Here is a 17,487-nt window from a genome sequence, read left to right as displayed (position 1 = left end):
CTTAGTTGCGCACAGGCTTGCCGGTGTTGAGCATGCCCAGGATGCGTTCCTGCGTCTTGGGGTGCACGATCAGCGAGCAGAAGGCCTGGCGCTCCAGCGTCATCAGGTAGTCCTCGTTCACCAGCGTGCCGGGCTCGACGTCGCCACCGGTCACCACGTTGGCGATCAGCGAGGCGATGTGGAAGTCGTGCTGGCTGATGAAGCCGCCGTCGCGCATGTTGACCAGGCTGCCCAGAATGGTGGCCTTGCCGTCGCGGCCGGCCACCGGGAACAGGCGCTTGTGCGGCGCGCGGTAGCCGCCGTTGAACAGGCCCTTGGCTTCGTTGATCGCCACGTACAGCAACTCGTCCTTGTGCGGCACGATCACGTCGGAGTGCAGCACGTAACCCAGCTGGCGCGACTCGATGGCGCTGGTGCCCACCTTGGCCATGGCCGCGGCGGTGAAGCCTTCGGTGAGGAAGGGCAGCAGGTCCTTGCCCGTGGAGGTCTCGGCGTTCTCGGCCGCGCGGCGGGCGATGTAGGTCAGACCGCCGGCGCCGGGCACCAGGCCCACGCCGACTTCCACCAGGCCGATGTAGCTTTCCATGTGCACCACGCGGCGCGCGCTGTACACCGCCATCTCGCAACCACCCCCCAGCGCCAGGCCGCGCACGGCCGAGACCACCGGCACGTTGGCGTAGCGCAGGCGCAGCATGGTCTGCTGCATGAAGCCTTCAGCGTCTTCGATGGCGCTCACGCCCACGGCCATGAAGGCCGGCAGCATGGCCTGCAGGTCGGCGCCGGCGCTGAAAGGCTCGTCACCCGACCAGATCACCAGGCCCTGGTACTCCTTCTCGGCCAGGTCCACGGCGGCCATCAGGCCTTCGCACACCTCGGGGCTGATGGCGTGCATCTTGGTCTTGATGCTGGCGATGAGCACCTGCTCGTCCAGCGTCCAGAGGCGGATCGAATCGTTCTCTTCCAGGGCGCTGCCGGCGGTCTCGAACTTCGGGCCAGCCTCGCCGAGCAGCAGCTCGGGGAAGTGCTGGCGCTGGTAGACCGGCAGTTGCCGGCGCGCTTCGAACACGCCCTTGCCCGGGTTCCACGAACCCTGCGCGGTGTGCACACCGCCGGCCTCGGCCACCGGGCCCTTGAACACCCAGTCGGGCAACGGCGCCTTGCTGAGCGCCTTGCCGGCGTCGATGTCCTCCTGGACCATCTTCGCCACCTCGAGCCAGCCGGCTTCCTGCCAGAGTTCAAACGGGCCCTGCTTCATGCCGAAGCCCCAGCGCATGGCCTGGTCCACGTCGCGCGCGGTCTCGGCAATGCTGGCCAAGTGCACGGCGGCGTAGTGGAAGCTGTTGCGCAGGATGGCCCAGAGGAAGCGGCCTTGCGGGCCTTCGCTGTTGCGCAGCAGCTTCAGGCGCTCGGCGGCCGGGCGCTTGAGCATGCGACCGTAGACCTCGTCGGCCTTTTCCCCGCCGGGCACGTACTCACCGCTCTCCAGATCGAAGCGCAGGATGTCGCGGCCCACCTTCTTGTAGAAACCGGCCTTGGCCTTCTGGCCCAGGTTGCCGGCCTCGATGAGCGCCTTGAGCACGGGCGGCGTACCGAAGCTGCCGTAGAACGGGTCGGTCTCCAGGCTCAGGTTGTCCTGCAGGGTCTTGATCACGTGGGCCATGGTGTCCAGGCCCACCACGTCGGCGGTGCGGAAGGTGCCGCTGCTGGCGCGGCCCAGGCGCTTGCCGGTGAGGTCGTCGACCACGTCGTAGGTCAGGCCGAAGTTCTCCACCTCCTTCATGGTGGCCAGCATGCCGGCGATGCCAATGCGGTTGGCCACGAAGTTGGGCGTGTCCTTGGCGCGCACCACGCCCTTGCCCAGGCCGCTGGTGACGAAGGTCTCCAGGTCGTTGAGGATCTGCGGCTCGGTGGTGGGCGTGGCGATCAGCTCCACCAGCGTCATGTAGCGCGGCGGGTTGAAGAAGTGGATGCCGCAGAAGCGCGGCTTGATCGCTGCGGGCAGGGCCTCGCTGAGCTTGGTGATCGACAGGCCCGAGGTGTTGGACGCGACGATGGTGTGCTCGGCGATGAAGGGCGCGATCCTGGTGTAGAGGTCGAGCTTCCAGTCCATGCGCTCGGCGATGGCCTCGATGATGAGGTCGCAGTCGCGCAGCTGCTCCATGTGCTCTTCGTAGTTGGCCTGGCCGATCAGGTTGGCATCGGCCGCCACGCCCAGCGGCGAAGGCTTGAGCTTCTTCAGGCCTTCCACCGCGCGGCTGACGATGCCGTTCTTCGGCCCTTCCTTGGCGGGCAGGTCGAACAGCACCACCGGCACCTTGACGTTGACCAGGTGCGCGGCAATCTGCGCGCCCATCACGCCAGCGCCGAGCACGGCGACTTTCTTCACTTGAAATCGGTTCATTGGTTTTCCATGAAAGGGGTCGGACGCGCGGGCTTCACTCGACGCGGATCCACACCTGGGTGCGGTAGAACGGGCCGATGTAGCCGCGCATTTCCAGCTTCTTGCCGTCTTCGACCGGCTTGAGGCGCGTGCGGTAGACCTTGCCGTTGTTCGGGTCGACGATGTCGCCACCGTCGTAGACGGTCTTGTCGTCGGCGCTCTGCTTCAGGTTGCGCAGGATGGTCATGCCCAGCACGGGCTTGTCCTTGCGTTCGTCGGTGCACTTGTCGCACACCGCGTCCTGCTTGCTGCTGGGGTCCAGCAGTTTCTCGATGGTGCCGCTGTAGACGCCGTTGTTTTCCTTGATGCGCACCAGGGACTTCTCTTTCTTCGAGTCGTCGTCGATCGTTTTCCACAGACCGACGGGCGACATCTGCGCGACCGCGTGACCGGCGAAAACGAGAAGCGAAGCAAGCAGCGTTGTCTTGATCATGGAAGTCTCCTGGTGGTGGTGGGAAAAGACGGGTTTACGCGAGCGCGGCGTCGGTGTCCATCAGCACCTTGCTGCCGGCGCGCGCGGTGCGCATCAGCGTCGCGGTCTCGGGGAACAGCTTGGCGAAGTAGAAGCGCGCGGTCTGCAGCTTGGCGGTGTAGAACGGGTCGGTGTTGCCGGCCGCGATCTCGCGCAGCGCGACCTGCGCCATGCGGGCCCAGAAGTAGCCGAACACCAGGTGACCGGCCACGCGCAGGTAGTCCACGGCGGCGGCGCCCACTTCGTCGGCGTTCTGCAGGCCCTTGAAACCGATCTCGGTGGTGAACTTGGTGATCTGCTCGCCCAGCACCGCCAGCGGGTTGATGAACTCGGCCATCTTCTCGTTGACGCCTTCTTCCATCACCAGCGCGCCCACGAGCTTGCCGAACTTCTTGAGCGTGGCGCCGTTGTTGCCCAGCACCTTGCGGCCCAGCAGATCCAGGCTCTGGATCGTGTTGGTGCCTTCGTAGATCATGTTGATGCGGGCATCGCGCACCAACTGCTCCATGCCCCATTCCTTGATGTAGCCGTGGCCGCCGAACACCTGCTGGCACTGCGTGGCGGCGTTGTAGCCGTTGTCGGTCAGGAAGGCCTTGGTGATGGGGGTCAGCAGCGAGAGCATCTCGTCGCTGTCCTTGCGCACCTTCTCATCGGGGTGGTTGTGCGCCTTCTCCAGCAGCACCGAGCAGAACATGGCCAGCGCGCGGCCGCCTTCGGCGTAGGCCTTGGCGGTGAGCAGCATGCGGCGCACGTCGGGGTGCACGATGATGGGGTCGGCCGGCTTGTCCTTGGCCTTGGGGCCGGTCAGCGAGCGCATCTGGATGCGGTCCTTGGCGTAGGCCAGCGCGTTCTGGTAGGCCACCTCGGTCAGGCCCAGCGACTGGTTGCCCACGCCCAGGCGGGCCGCGTTCATCATCACGAACATGGCCTGCATGCCCTTGTTGGGCTGGCCCACCAGGGTGCCGATGGCGCCGTCGATCACGATCTGCGCGGTGGCGTTGCCGTGGATGCCCATCTTGTGTTCCAGGCCGCCGCAGTAGATGCCGTTGCGCTCACCGAGCGAGCCGTCGGCCTTCACGTTGAACTTGGGCACGATGAACAGGCTCACGCCCTTGATGCCGGGGGGCGCGTCGGGCAGGCGGGCCAGCACCAGGTGGATGATGTTCTCGGCCATGTCGTGTTCACCGGCGCTGATGAAGATCTTGTTGCCGGTGAGCTTGTAGGTGCCGTCGGCCTGGGGTTCGGCCTTGGTGCGCATCAGGCCCAGGTCGGTGCCGCAATGCGGTTCGGTCAGGCACATGGTGCCGGTCCACTCGCCGCTGGTCATCTTCGGCAGGTAGGTCTTCTTCTGCTCGTCGGTGCCGTAGGTGTGCAGCGCGGCGTAGGCACCGTGCGTGAGACCGGGGTACATGGTCCAGGCCTGGTTGGCCGAGTTCATCATCTCGTAGAAGCACTGGTTCACCACCAGCGGCAGGCCCTGCCCGCCGAACGCGGGGTCGCACGACAGCGCGGCCCAGCCGCCTTCCACATAGGTCTTGTACGCGTCCTTGAAGCCCGTGGGCGTCTTGACCTCGTGCGTCTTCTGGTCGAGCGTGCAGCCCTCGGTGTCGCCGCTGATGTTGAGCGGAAAGATCACCTGGGTGGCGAACTTGCCGGCTTCTTCCAGCACGGCGTTGATGGTGTCCACGTCCATTTCGGCATGCTGGGGCATGGCCTTGAAGTCGTCGGTGACCTTGAGCACTTCGTGCATCACAAACTGCATGTCTCGCAGGGGCGGGTTGTAAACGGGCATGAGGAACTCCTGTGCTGGGTTTGTGAAAAGGCGAAAGGGATCAGCCCTGCGGCTTGCGCGCAGGAACCGGGGATTTGCGGGCGCGCGCGGGGGCATCGCCGGGGGCGTGGCTGTAGCGCTCCACGATGCCCTCGAACGCCTGCAGCGCGCGGCGCACCGAGTCGGGGCTGCGCAGGAAGCGGGCTTCGTAGTGCAGCGCGAGGATCTGAGCGTGGATCTCAAACGCCATCTGTGACGCGTCGGTGTCGGCCGCCAGGTGGCCTTCCTCGATCGCGATCTCGACCGCGCGGCGCATGGCCGAGAGCCAGGTGTTGACCGAGCTGGCCAGCGCATCGCGCACCGGGCCGGGCCGGTCGTCGAACTCGACCGCGCCGCTGATGTAGATGCAACCCGAATCGATCTCGACCGAGGTGCGCTTCATCCAGTTGTCGAACAGCTTGCGCAGGCGCGGCAGCCCGCGCGGCGCGGCCATGGCGGGGTAGAACACCTCGTCCTCGAAACGCGTGTGGTACTCGCGCACCACCGAGATCTGCAGTTCCTCGCGCGAGCCGAAATGGGCGAACACGCCGGACTTGCTCATCTGCATGACCTCGGCCAGCGCGCCGATGGACAGACCCTCCAGGCCGATCTGCGTGGCCAGGCCGAGCGCGGCATCGACGATGGCGGCCTTGGTCTGCTGGCCCTTCTGCAAGGGCTTGTGGGCCGGGGCGTCGGCGCGCGCGCGGCGGGCAGTGGGTGTGACGCTCATGGGGTCGGTCCTGGTTGGATGAGGGCTCGAAAAAAACGACCGTCCGAATAAATACGAACGGTCGTTCTATTTTTACCGCAAAACCGGGCTCCGATGCAAACCACCGGCGTTTTGTGTGACCTTTGTTTAGGGGCCGCGCCCTAAATGCCGTGTTTCAGTGGCGAACGATGGGCAGCAGCAGCGCGAGGCTGTGCTCCAGGCTTTCGCTCGGCGAGCGTTTGAAGCCGCTGCGCGCGAACCGTTGCAGGCGCCCGACACAGAAGGCGGTGATGACCGAGGCATCGGCCTGGGCATCGACCGTGGGCGTGGCGGCTCCCGCCACCAGCGAAGTCTCGCGCAGGTTCTGGCGCAGCGCGGCTTCGATCTTGTCGAAGAACAGGTTCATGCGCTGCTGCAGGCGCTCGTTCTCGAACACCAGCGCGTCGCCGACCATCACGCGCGTCATGCCGGGGTTCTTTTCGCCGAATTGAAGCAGCAGGGTGACGAGCTTGCGCGAGCGCACGTTGGCGTCGGCTTCGCGCTCGCCGAGCTGGTTGATGAGGCCAAACACCGACTGTTCGATGAACTCGATCAGGCCCTCGAACATCTGGGCCTTGCTGGCGAAATGGCGGTACAGCGCGGCTTCGCTCACCTCCAGCTTGGCCGCCAGGGCGGCGGTGGTGATGCGCTCGGCGCCTGGCTGCTGGAGCATGGTGGCCAGGGCTTCGAGGATCTGCACACGGCGCTCGCCGGGTTTGGGCCGCTTGCGCCCGCCGTTCCCATCGGCATGGGCCGCCGCGTCGATGGCCTCGGCGGCTTCGCGCGCGGCAGCGGCTTTGTCTTCCGGGGAGGGGGACTCAGGGGCGTTGGATGTCATGGGTGAGCGATCCGTGTGGTTTGGGCCATTCTCGCACAGCAACTTGACTTTTCCTCAACGCCGTTGGGCCCTCCAAAGACAGTGAGTGACCGCCTCAGTGGGAGCGGATCATGGTGCCGAAAGGCTCGTTGCCGAGCACCTCCAGCAGCAGCGCGTGGGGCACGCGGCCGTCAATGATGTGCACCGCGTTGACGCCGCTCTTGGCCGCGTCCAGCGCGCCGGCGATCTTGGGGATCATGCCGCCGGAGATGGTGCCGTCGACCACCAGGTCGTCGATCTGGCGCGGCGTGAGCTCGGTGAGCAGCTGCATGTCCTTGTCGAGCACGCCGCGGATGTTGGTGAGCATGAGCAGCTTCTCGGCCTGCAGCACGGTGGCCAGTTTGGCGGCCACCACGTCGGCGTTGATGTTGTAGCTCTCGTTCTGCTCGCCGAAGCCGATCGGGCTGACGACGGGGATGAACTGGTCGTCCTGCAGGGCCTTCACCACGGCCGGGTCGATGCTGACGATGTCGCCCACCTGGCCGACGTCGTGCTCCAGGTTCGGGTCCTTCTGGTCGGTCATGCGCAGCTTGCGCGCGCGGATCATGGCGCCGTCGCGGCCGGTCAGGCCCACGGCCTTGCCGCCAGCCTGGTTGATCAGGCCCACGATGTCCTGCTGCACCTCGCCGGCCAGCACCCATTCCACCACTTCCATGGTCTCGGGGTCGGTCACGCGCATGCCCTGGATGAACTGGCCCTGCTTGCCCAGGCGCTTGAGCAGCGTCTCGATCTGCGGGCCGCCGCCGTGCACCACCACCGGGTTGATGCCGACCAGCTTGAGCAGCACCACGTCTTCGGCGAAATCCTGCTGCAGGGCCGGGTCGGTCATGGCATTGCCGCCGTACTTGATGACCATGGTCTTGCCGTGGTACTTGCGGATGTACGGCAGCGCCTGCGCCAGGATCTCGGCCTTGTCGCGCGGTGCAATGGAGGTGATGTCGGTGGGCTCGGTCATGCGGATTCCTGGGGAAACGGGCAAAACCAAATTCTAGGGCCGACGCGTGACACGACCCGCGTGCCCGCCCTTATCCAGAAATGCCGCGGAACCGGCTTTGCCGGGCCGCAGGCGTTGCCCCCTGCAAGGGGGTCGCGCGCAGCGCGGCGGGGGTGCCTCAGAAATGAATCCCGCGCATCATCTGCTGCATCGCCACGGCCTCGGGCGAGAGCTGCGGCTTCGCACCCTTCTCGCCCTTGGCCGCCGACGAGTCCGGGAACATGCGGAAGCTGGTGTTCATCACGATCTGCGCCACGCGCGGCACCAGCGCGTGCATCACCTGGCCGGTCACGCCCAGGCGCGTGGCGATGCGCACCGGCTTGAAGATGCAGGCCTGCGCGATCATGTCGGCAGCCTCTTCAGGGGCCAGCGTGGGCACGTTCTGGTAGATCTTGGTCGGCGCGATCATGGGCGTGCGCACCAGCGGCATGTTGATGGTGGTGAAGGTGATGCCCTGGTCGGCGAATTCGCTGGAGGCGCAGCGCGTCCAGGCGTCCAGCGCGGACTTGCTGGCCACGTAGGCCGAAAAGCGCGGCGCGTTGGTGAGCACGCCGATGGAGCTGATGTTGACCACGTGGCCCTTGCGCTTGGCCACCATGCCCGGCAGGAAACCCATGGTCACGCGCAGGCAGCCGAAGTAATTGAGCTGCATGGTGCGCTCGAAGTCGTGGAAGCGGTCGTAGCTGCCTTCGATGGCGCGGCGGATCGAGCGGCCCGCGTTGTTGATCAGGAAGTCCACGCCGCCGTGGTTCTGGATCAGCAACTGCACGAAGCGGTCGGCGTCGGCCATGTCGGCGATGTCGGCCGGGTAGGCGACGAACTGGTAGCCCTTGTCTTTCGCTTCTTTGCAGGCCTCGTCCAGTTTGTCCTGGTCGCGCCCGCAGATGATGGTCACGGCACCGGCCTCGGCGAACTTGTGCGCCGCCGCCAGGCCGATGCCCGAGCTGCCGCCAGTGACCAGCACCACCTTGCCCGCCACCGTGCCCTTGAGGCTGCGGTCGATGTGCAGGTCGGGGTCGAGATGGCGCTCCCAGTAGTCCCACAGGCGCCAGGCGTAGTCCTTGAGGTTGGGGCACTCGATGCCGCTGCCCTTGAGCGCGGCCAGCGTCTCGCGGCAGTCGAAGCGCGTGGGGTAGTTGACGAAGGTCATCATGTCCTCGGGCAGCCCGAGGTCCTGCATGACGGCCTTGTAGACCCGGCGCACCGGCGCGAGCGCCATCAAGCCCTTCTTCACGCTCTTGGGAATGAAGCCCATCAGCGCGGCATTCACGAAGAGGTTCATCTTGGGCGCGTGCGCGGCCTTGCTCAGGATGTCGAGCACGTCGCCCACGCGGTAGCCCATGGGATCGACCAGGTGGAAGCAGGCGCCGCTGCCGCGCTTCTGGTGGGCGATGTGGTCGAGCGAATCGACCACGAAGTCGACCGGCACGATGTTGATGCGCCCGCCCTCCAGGCCCACGCTGGGCATCCAGGGTGGCAGGATCTGGCGCATGCGCTGGATCAGCTTGAAGAAGTAGTAGGGCCCGTCGATCTTGTCCATCTCGCCGGTGCGCGAGTCGCCCACCACGGCGGCTGGCCGGTACACGCTCCACGGCACCTTGCATTCCTTGCGCACGATCTTCTCGCTCTCGTGCTTGGTCATGAAGTAGGGGTGGTCGACGTTCTCGGCCTCCTCGAACATGTCCTCGCGGAACACGCCTTCGTACAGGCCGGCGGCCGCGATCGACGAGACATGGTGGAAATGGCCTGCACCGATGGCCTTGGCGAACTCGACCGTGTTGCGCGTGCCGTCGACGTTGACGGCGATCTGGCTTTCCTCATCGGCCTCCAGGTCGTACACGGCGGCGAGGTGGAAGAAGTGGTCGATCTGGCCCTTGAGCGCCTTCACGTCGTCGGCCGACACGCCCAGTTTCCTGGCCGTCAAGTCGCCGAACACCGGCACCGCCCGCGACGCGCCCACACCCCAGTACTCGCGCAGCCCCGCCACCTTGCCTTCGCTCTCCTGACGGATCAGGAAATGCACCACCGCGCCCTTGCGCTGCAGCAGCTTGGCCACCAGGCGTTTGCCAATGAAGCCGGTGGCACCGGTGACGAAGTAATGCATGAAGCTCTCCTCTGAAGGGGTTGGATCGAAAAAGGGGGACGCAGTGTGCCCGCCATTCTTGACCAGGAAGCCCACCCCCGCCTTCCGCAAAAACCCGTGTGGGGTTTAGTCTTGCGCCCCTACACACGCCCGGCGCGCGGGCCGTACATTGGCCCATCGTTGCGGCGGCCCGTTCGCCCTCCCCGTTTTTCCAACCCCTCCAGGAGCATCCCCATGGTCAAGAAAATCCAGAAAGCCGGCAGCGCCGCCAAGCCCACCGCCGCGGGCTTCAACTCCCCGCTGTCGGGCGCCATCAAGGACTCCGCGCAGCAGATCTGGCTGGCCGGCCTGGGTGCGTTCTCCAAGGCGCAGGAAGAAGGCGGCAAGGCCTTCGAGTCGCTCGTGAAGGAAGGCCTGTCCATCCAGCGCAAGACGCAGGCCGTGGCCGAGGAGCGCATTTCCGAAGCGACCAACCGCGTGAGCAGCATGGCCGCCGACATCTCGTCCAAGGCCACCGGCCAGTGGGACAAGCTGGAAAACATCTTCGAAGAGCGCGTGGCCAAGGCGCTGAACAAGCTGGGCGTGCCCTCGGCGCGCGATGTCGAAGCGCTGATCGAGCGCATCGACGCGCTGAACCGCCACGTGCAAAGCCTGGGCGGCAAAGCCCCCGCGAAGACCGCCGCGCGCAAGGCCGCCCCGGCGAAGAAGGCCGCGCCCGCCAAGAAGGCGGCCGCGCGCAAGACGGCGCCGCGCAAAGCGGCCTGACCCGATGCGGGCCGGCCACGGCACGGTGAACCAGGGGGCGCATGACGCCCCCTTTTCGCGTCCGCGCCGCATGCTGCAACGCAGCAGTTTCGCCGCGCTTCGCGGTCTACACTCAAACGCATGACGACGTCCCGCAAAGCCTCCCAACGACCGGCCCCGCAGAAGTCGCGCCGTCCCCGCATCGCCCTGGCCCTGGCCGGTGGCGGGCCGCTCGGGGCGATCTACGAAATCGGCGCGCTGTGCGCGCTGGACGACACCCTGCCGGGCCTGGACCTCAACGACTGCGAGCACTACGTCGGCGTGTCCGCCGGGGGGTTCATCGCCGCCGGCCTGGCCAATGGCATTCGCCCGCGCCAGCTGTGCGAGGCCTTCATCGAAGACCGGCCGGGGGACGACAACTTCGACCCGTCCTGGTTGCTCAAGCCCGCCTGGGGTGAGTTCGGTGACCGGCTGCAGCGCCTGCCGCGCCTGATCGGCAGTGCCTTGTGGGCCTGGGGCGTGCACCGCAAGCCCTTCACCCACGCGCTCGAACGCGTGGGCGCGGCGCTGCCCACCGGCGTGCTCGACAACGAGGGCATCCACCAGCAGATTCAGCGCCTGTTCAGCCAGCCGGGGCGCAGCAACGACTTCCGCGAGTTGCGCGCGCGCCTGACCCTGGTGGCCACGCAGCTCGACACCGGCGACGCCGCGCCCTTCGGCCGCCCGGGCTGGGACCATGTGCCGATCTCGCGTGCCATCCAGGCCAGCGCGGCCCTGCCCGGTCTGTTCCCGCCGGTGGAGGTCGGCGGCCAGCACTACGTGGACGGCGCGCTCAAGAAAACGCTGCACGCGACCGTGGCGCTGGACGAAGGCACCGACCTGCTGGTGTGCCTGAACCCGCTGGTGCCCTTCCACACCAACCCCAGCCTGCACGACGGCCGGCGCATTCCGTCGCTGGTCGAGGGCGGCTTGCCCGCGGTGATGAGCCAGACCTTCCGCTCGATGATCCATTCGCGGCTGGCGCTGGGCCTCAAGCACTACGAGCGCGCCTACCCCGGCACCGACATCGTGCTGATCGAACCCGACCAGCGCGACGCCACGCTGTTCTTCGCGAACACCTTCAGCTACCGCCAGCGCCGCGAGATCGCGGAGCACGCCTACCAGCAGACCCGCCGCATGCTGCTGGACCGGCAGGCCGAGCTGGGGCCGCAGCTGGCGCGCCATGGTGTCACGCTGGACCTGGCCGCGCTGCGCGACCCGCAGCGGCGCCTGCTGGGTGCCGCGCGCACCCCACCGGCGCGCACCACCCTGGCCGCGCGGCTGCACGCCACGCTGGATGACCTGCAGCGGCACCTCGAAGGTCCCGCCGCGCCCGCCCACAGCCGCTGAAAGCGCCGCGCCATGGCCAAGAAAGCCCCGCGACGCACCGCCGAGCGCATCCTGGAGGTGACGCTGGAGCTGTTCAACCGCTTTGGCGAGCCCAACGTCTCCACCACGCTGATCTCGGCCGAGCTCGGCATCAGTCCGGGCAACCTGTATTACCACTACCCGGCCAAGGACGAGCTGATCAACTCGCTGTTCGAGCGCTACGAACGCTCGCTCGGTGAGCTGCTCAGCGCCAGCGAAGGCGTGCGCAACGTGGAGGACGCCTGGTTCTTCCTGCACTCGCTGTTCGAAATCATCTGGGAGTACCGCTTTCTCTACCGCGACCTCAACGACCTGCTGTCGAAGAACCGCCTGCTGGAAACCCGTTTCCAGACCGTGCTGAAAAACAAGTCGCGCGCGATCCGCCACCTGCTCGACGGCATGAGCCGCCACGGCGCGGTGAGCATCGACGCGCGCGAGAGCGAACCCACCGCCACCAGCATGGTGGTGGTGCTCACCTACTGGCTGAGCTTCGAGTACGTGCGCGACCCGCGCAACGCCCTGGAGCCCGACAACGCGCAGCAGGCCCTGCTGCGCGGCGCACACCACGTGCTCAACCTGCTGGCGCCCTACCTGGAAGCCACGCAGCGGCAACACCTCATGACGCTCACCGGCGCCTACGGTCCCCAGTCCTGAACACCTCCCGGGAGAATCCACCATGGCCGATTGGAAACCCTTTCCCTCCGCGGGCCACACCCCATTGGACGCCGACCGCCTCAAGGCGCTCTGGAGCCGGCTGCACCGCGGCGATGCCGAACCCTGGCCCGAGGAGTCGGCCGTGGTGCAGGCCTGGGTGCTGTTTCACAACGGCGAGTTCCAGCGCGCGGCCGAGGCCGGCCTGGCTTTGGGCGATGCGGGCATGAACGTGGCCAACAAGGCGACCTGCATCTATGCCAACTACCTGGAGGCGCGCGAGCAGGTCCGCCAGGACCTGCTGCTCGAGGCTGCGGCTCGGGCCGAAGCCCTGCAGCGCCGGCAGGCCGACCACACCGGGGCCTGGTACTGGCAGGCCTACGCGCTGGGGCGCTACAGCCAGGGCATCAGCGTGGCCAAGGCGCTCACGCAGGGCCTGGGCGTGCGCATCCGCCATGCACTGGAGACCGCCATCGCGCGCTGCCCGCACCACGCAGATGCCCATCTTGCGCTCGCATCGTTCCACGCCGAGGTGATCGACAAGGTGGGCAGCATGGTGGGTGGCATGACCTATGGCGCCAACAAGGCAACCGGCTTGGCGCTGTACCAGAAGGCGATGGCGCTCAACCCGGACTCGGTCGTGACGCTGACCGAGTACGCCAACGGCATGGTCATGCTGGAAGGCATCGACGCGCTGCCCGAGGCGAACCGGCTGCTCGACCGCGCGGCATCGATCGAGCCGCAGGACGCGATGGAGCGCCTGTACGTCGCGTCGGCGCGGGTGGCTTTGGAGAACTGAAAACGCTCACGCTCCCGCATCGTCAGTCATTTCCTACGGTCTTTCCCGCTTCATGCCGAGCATGTAGGGTTTCTTGAAAGAATTCAGATCGTCGCTTCGACGCGTCCATGCATCAGCCGCCACACTCTGTTCAGATGGCCCGTCAATTTCTTGAATGGCGTTGAAGAGGACTGCGAGTTCTTCGGGTGTGTTGACGTCCTTGAGGCGCCTCAAGAATGTGCACAACGGCCCACTCGTTGACAGCTCGCTCCATCCTCCATCCTGGGATTCTCCCTCTCCAACATCATCAAGTGGCCGCACGTTGTGGCTGTCATCGGACTCCGTTGTGTCGCCTCTGATGTCTTCTGAAATCACAAAAATGTTGGGCACATAGACAACCTCCTCCCCACCAGATTGGGCGGATGGGTGCATCAGATGGTGATCTTGATCATCGGTAGGCCCAGCGACACGGCATGCCGCCACCTCACAATATTTGATCAACCCTTCCAGAGCTTCACATCGCTCTTCCGTGTTCAATTTCAACTTGGCGTTCAGATAGCCACTGAAATCCTCGGCGCTCGCCCGCCGCAGCTGCGTCTCAAATTCGCGGATATGCCGATAATTTTCATTGCGCCATGCTTCGGCCAAGTTGTAGAAGACGGCTGTAACACCCTCGTCGCTTTCTTCAGAAGGAAAACCCAACTCCATGCGGGAATTGGGAGAAATGCTGTGGTTCATCAATTCACTTGCATTGCAGGCAACAGTGCCTGACGCAGCAGTGGCTTCATAACGGGGTCGGTTCAGCGTCCAGCCGAAGACAAGCCATCCACGGCCTGGAACAGGGCCTGCCGCGCCTGCGCGACAATCTGCGCCTTCCACTCGTCGGTGTCCACGTAGAACGCGGCCAGCGTGCGCGCCTTGATCGCAGCGCGCAATTCAGCCGGAGCCTCCGGATGGAGGTGCTGCCAGTGGTCGCCGCGCAGCGCGTCGATCACCTCGGTGACTGGCACCGTGCCGTACTCCATGGCGATGCCGGTGTACTCCGCCTGCGGGCACTCTTCGTACGCCGAACACCACATCAGGCCCGTGAGCAGGGCCGAGGTGGACGAGCCGTCGTAGATGGAGGTCACCGGGGTCTTGCCGCCGCCGCCCCACCAGGCCCGGGCGCGCTGAAGCGCCGCCGCGTCGTCGGCGCACGCGAAGATGCGCTCGCCCAGGCCCGAGGGCCCCAGGCCGGTGTGCAGGTCGATCCATCCGAGGCGCCGGGCCTGGCGGCCGTGCCGGCGCAGCACCGCGCGCAGCGTCTGGTTGCTCCAGGTCGCGGCGGTGCCGCCAAAGAACAGGCCGTCGGCGAACGCATGCTGGCCCTGCGTCACCGCCGCCTGGAAACGCGGCAGGCCGTGCTGGGCGATCCAGGCCTGGATCGCGGCCTCGTTCTCCGGCGTCGGCGGCCACTGCGTGGGCAGCAGCAGACGGTGCAGCTCGGCGTAGGCCGGGTTCTGCGGCAGGGGCTGGCTGAAGTCCTGGAAGTTGCGATTGAGGTCGACGTTCTCGTTCGTCACGCGGCGCACCCACGAGAAGCCGTGCGGGTTGAGCGCGTGGATGTAGAGCACGGCCACGCCGGCCAAGCGCGCGTGTTCGCGCCAGTCGGCGTCGTGCGCGGCGAACACCTGCACGCCCGAACCGCAATAGCCCTCGACACCATGGCAGGCGCTGCTGACGATCAACAGCCGCTCGGCGTCGGGCGAGCCGTCCAGCGCCACGTCCATCGCCAGCGTCTCGCCGTCGCGGCCGGGCAGCGGGTGGTTGTGGCTGGTGATGGCCATGCCAGCGGCCGCCGCGCCTTCGAGAAACCGCACCCGGGCCCGGGCGTAGGAAGGGGAAAAAGCGTCTTGCGGCGAGATCAAGCGGCACCCCCGGTGCGCGGCTGGCCCAGCCATTTTTCGGCCAGCCGAACCCAGAAGGTCGCCCCCAGCGGGATCAGGTCGTCGTTGAAGTCGTAGCTGGGGTTGTGCAGCATGCAGGGCCCGCCGCCGTGGCCCATCTCGCGGTGCGCGCCGTCGCCGTTGGCGATGAAGGCGTAGCAGCCCGGCTTTTCCTGCAGCATGTAGGCGAAGTCTTCCGCGCCCATGGTGGGCTCCTGCTCCAGCACGTGGTCCGCGCCGACGATCTCGGCCATCACCTCGCGCGCGAACGCGGTCTCGGCGGGGTGGTTGATGGTGGGCGGGTAGTTGCGATGGAACTTGAATTCCACCGTGGCGCCGAAGGCCGCGCAGGTGTGCTCGGCGATCTCCTGCATGCGGCGCTCGATCAGGTCGAGCACCTCGTAGGTGAAGGTGCGCACGGTGCCCTGGATCTCGCAGCTGTCGGGCACCACGTTGGTGGCCTCGCCGGTGTGGATCATGGTGACCGAGATCACGCCGGCGTCCACCGGCTTCTTGTTGCGCGTGATGATGGTCTGGAAAGCCTGCACCATCTGGCAGGCCACGGGCACCGGGTCGATGCCGTTGTGAGGCAGCGCGGCGTGCGCGCCCTTGCCACGGATGACGATGTGGAACTCGTTGCTCGACGCCATCACCGGGCCCGCACTCGCGGCGAAGGTCCCCACGGGCAGGCCGGGCCAGTTGTGCATGCCGAACACGGCCTCGACCGGGAACTGCTCGAACAGCCCGTCCTTGATCATCTCGCGCGCGCCGCCGCCGCCCTCTTCGGCCGGCTGGAAGATCAGGTAGACCGTGCCGTCGAAGTTGCGGTGCTTCGCGAAATGCTGCGCCGCGGCCAGCAGCATGGCGACGTGGCCGTCGTGGCCGCAGGCGTGCATCTTGCCGGCGTGCTGGCTGGCGTGCGCGAAGGTGTTGTGCTCCTGCATGGGCAGGGCGTCCATGTCGGCGCGCAGGCCGATGGCGCGCCCGCTTTGGCCGCCGTCGCGGCCGTGCACGATGCCCACCACGCCGGTGGTGCCCAGGCCCCGGTGCACCGGAAAGCCCCAGTCGGTGAGTTTCTGCGCCACCACGTCAGCGGTGCGCACTTCCTGGAAACAGAGCTCGGGGTGGGCGTGGATGTCGCGTCGCACGGCGGCAATGCTGGCCGCCTGGGTCAGGATGGAATCAATCAGCTTCATGGGGAACCCTCTCGATACCCCTCGGGGCACCTGTTCAAAGGGGCCATGGTACCCAAGGCAGGCGACCACGATAGCCCCCGGCGCGACAACCGAGCGCGGCCAGGGGGATCCCCTGGCCAGCTCAGCGCCGGACGCGACCGTCTTCGGTGAGCAGGGTCATCTCGACGAAGCGCGAGCCGGTGTGCTTGTTGGGCCCGAAGTCGACGGGAAAACCGCCGAGGTCGAGGTTGCGCATGCCCTCGACGGCGTTGATGAAGCCTTCTCGGGTGAGGCTGCGCCCGGCACGCTGCGCGGCCTCGGTGAACACCTTGCCCGCGACGTAGCCCTCCATGCTGGAATGGTTCGGCACCAGGCCCGGCCGCGCCTTCACCGCGGCGAGGTATTCGCTGGCCAGGGGCGTGACCGGCGTGTAGGGAAAGGGCATGACCTGACTGACCAGCACGCCTTTGGCCATTGCGCCGAGTTCATCGAGCAGGGCCTGCGTGCCGACCATGGAGACGTTGTAGAAGTTGCCGGTGTAGCCCCGGCTGCGCGCCAGGCGGACGAAGACCGCACAGGCCTTGTAGACACCGATCTGCACGATGGCCTCGGGCCGCTGGGCCAGGATCTCGTCGACCGCTTTCGCCACATCCACCGAATGGCGTTCGACGGTGCCCAGCCCCACGGGCGACAGGTTCTGCGCCTGAAGCGCGCGCGCCACGCCCTCCAGACCGGCTTTGCCATAGGCATCGTTCTGATGGAACACGGCGATCTTCTTGATGCCGGTGCCGGTGATCTGGCGCACGATGGCGGCGGTCTCGTCCTGGTAGGAGGCGCGCACGTGGATGGCATAGCGGTTGAAGGGCACGCGCAAGGCTTCGGCCCCGCTGGCGGGCGCGAAGAACGGCAGCTTCGCTTCGGTGGCCAGGGGCAGGGCCGCCGCGCTGGTGAGTGTGCCGATGTAGCCGAACAGCGCGAACACGCCTTCGCCCAGGAATTGCCGGGTGTTGGCCGCGCAACGATCGGGATCGTCCCCATCGTCCAGGCGCCGCAACTCGATGCGCCGGCCCTGGACCCCGCCCTTCTGGTTCAGGGCCTCGAAAAACAACTGCGCGCCCAAGTGGAACTGCAGGCCCAGTTGTTCGGACGCCCCGCTGAACGGGGCCGATTGCCCGAGCACGATGCGGGTGTCGCTGATGCCCACCGACTGCGCCCGGGCGGCGAGCGCCACCCCGCCCAGGGTGGGCCAGAGGGCCAGGCGGCCCGCGTGTCCAAGCATGTCTCTGCGTCGCATGATACGTTCCCCCAACCGCGTGGATGTGTTCCGCAGCGTAGGCCAAATCTCCGGCAAAAGTAAGGCTTTCGGCCTGCATTTCGTCGCCG

The 17,487-nt window shown here is 66.7% G+C and carries 15 protein-coding genes; 4 read left to right on the top strand and 11 right to left on the bottom strand.

The window, feature by feature from the left end; all coding sequences use genetic code 11:
* Position 1: 1 nt before the first annotated feature.
* The 7 genes from ACODTB_RS03170 to ACODTB_RS03140 form a co-directional block, all read right to left on the bottom strand.
* The gene (locus ACODTB_RS03170) at positions 2-2,401 is read right to left on the bottom strand and encodes a 3-hydroxyacyl-CoA dehydrogenase/enoyl-CoA hydratase family protein (protein ID WP_291111115.1); all 2,400 of its coding nucleotides are present in this window, start codon (positions 2,399-2,401) and stop codon (positions 2-4) included.
* A gap of 34 nt (positions 2,402-2,435) precedes the next feature.
* Entirely contained in the window at positions 2,436-2,873 is a 438-nt protein-coding gene (locus ACODTB_RS03165) for a DUF2147 domain-containing protein (RefSeq protein WP_291111113.1), read from the bottom strand.
* 34 nt (positions 2,874-2,907) lie between these two features.
* Complete coding sequence (locus ACODTB_RS03160) at positions 2,908-4,704, bottom strand: acyl-CoA dehydrogenase C-terminal domain-containing protein (RefSeq protein ID WP_291111111.1); 1,797 nt, start codon at positions 4,702-4,704, stop codon at positions 2,908-2,910.
* A 40-nt stretch (positions 4,705-4,744) separates the two neighbouring features.
* Positions 4,745-5,452 carry a TetR/AcrR family transcriptional regulator gene (locus tag ACODTB_RS03155; protein ID WP_291111109.1) on the bottom strand — a complete coding sequence of 236 codons (708 nt, stop codon included), beginning with the start codon at positions 5,450-5,452 and terminating at the stop codon, positions 4,745-4,747.
* Positions 5,453-5,606: 154 nt separating this feature from the next.
* Complete coding sequence (gene slmA / locus ACODTB_RS03150; protein ID WP_291111107.1) at positions 5,607-6,308, bottom strand: nucleoid occlusion factor SlmA; 702 nt, start codon at positions 6,306-6,308, stop codon at positions 5,607-5,609.
* Between the two features lie 94 nt (positions 6,309-6,402).
* Positions 6,403-7,302 carry an acetylglutamate kinase gene (gene argB / locus ACODTB_RS03145; protein ID WP_291111105.1) on the bottom strand — a complete coding sequence of 300 codons (900 nt, stop codon included), beginning with the start codon at positions 7,300-7,302 and terminating at the stop codon, positions 6,403-6,405.
* 157 nt (positions 7,303-7,459) lie between these two features.
* On the bottom strand, positions 7,460-9,445 hold the full coding sequence (locus ACODTB_RS03140) for an SDR family oxidoreductase (RefSeq protein WP_291111103.1): 1,986 nt from the start codon (positions 9,443-9,445) through the stop codon (positions 7,460-7,462).
* A gap of 213 nt (positions 9,446-9,658) precedes the next feature.
* Here ACODTB_RS03140 and ACODTB_RS03135 point away from each other — a divergent pair, with 213 nt between their 5' ends.
* The 4 genes from ACODTB_RS03135 (at position 9,659) to ACODTB_RS03120 (ending at position 13,025) form a co-directional block, all read left to right on the top strand.
* Complete coding sequence (locus tag ACODTB_RS03135) at positions 9,659-10,189, top strand: phasin family protein (RefSeq protein ID WP_291111101.1); 531 nt, start codon at positions 9,659-9,661, stop codon at positions 10,187-10,189.
* A 120-nt stretch (positions 10,190-10,309) separates the two neighbouring features.
* The gene (locus ACODTB_RS03130; RefSeq protein ID WP_488929095.1) at positions 10,310-11,557 is read left to right on the top strand and encodes a patatin-like phospholipase family protein; all 1,248 of its coding nucleotides are present in this window, start codon (positions 10,310-10,312) and stop codon (positions 11,555-11,557) included.
* 12 nt (positions 11,558-11,569) lie between these two features.
* A complete protein-coding gene (locus tag ACODTB_RS03125) occupies positions 11,570-12,229 on the top strand; it encodes a TetR/AcrR family transcriptional regulator (protein WP_291111097.1) in 660 nt (219 codons plus the stop codon).
* 22 nt (positions 12,230-12,251) lie between these two features.
* Complete coding sequence (locus ACODTB_RS03120) at positions 12,252-13,025, top strand: tetratricopeptide repeat protein (RefSeq protein WP_291111095.1); 774 nt, start codon at positions 12,252-12,254, stop codon at positions 13,023-13,025.
* Positions 13,026-13,058: 33 nt separating this feature from the next.
* Here the strand turns inward: ACODTB_RS03120 and ACODTB_RS03115 are convergent, their stop codons facing one another.
* The 4 genes from ACODTB_RS03115 to ACODTB_RS03100 form a co-directional block, all read right to left on the bottom strand.
* Complete coding sequence (locus ACODTB_RS03115; protein WP_291111093.1) at positions 13,059-13,742, bottom strand: hypothetical protein; 684 nt, start codon at positions 13,740-13,742, stop codon at positions 13,059-13,061.
* A 62-nt stretch (positions 13,743-13,804) separates the two neighbouring features.
* Positions 13,805-14,911: a M14 family metallopeptidase gene (locus ACODTB_RS03110; protein ID WP_291111091.1), complete on the bottom strand. Its 1,107-nt coding sequence runs from the start codon at positions 14,909-14,911 to the stop codon at positions 13,805-13,807.
* Positions 14,908-16,125, bottom strand: a complete 1,218-nt coding sequence (locus ACODTB_RS03105) for a M20 aminoacylase family protein (RefSeq protein WP_291111090.1) — start codon at positions 16,123-16,125, stop codon at positions 14,908-14,910. The genes ACODTB_RS03110 and ACODTB_RS03105 overlap by 4 nt, the downstream gene beginning before the upstream one ends.
* A gap of 121 nt (positions 16,126-16,246) precedes the next feature.
* Positions 16,247-17,398 carry an ABC transporter substrate-binding protein gene (locus ACODTB_RS03100; protein ID WP_291111088.1) on the bottom strand — a complete coding sequence of 384 codons (1,152 nt, stop codon included), beginning with the start codon at positions 17,396-17,398 and terminating at the stop codon, positions 16,247-16,249.
* Positions 17,399-17,487: the final 89 nt, after the last annotated feature.

This window comes from Hydrogenophaga sp. FG152 (assembly GCF_057809615.1).
Note: the sequence above shows the minus strand (reverse complement) of the source record. Positions and strands in the feature narration are given on the sequence as shown.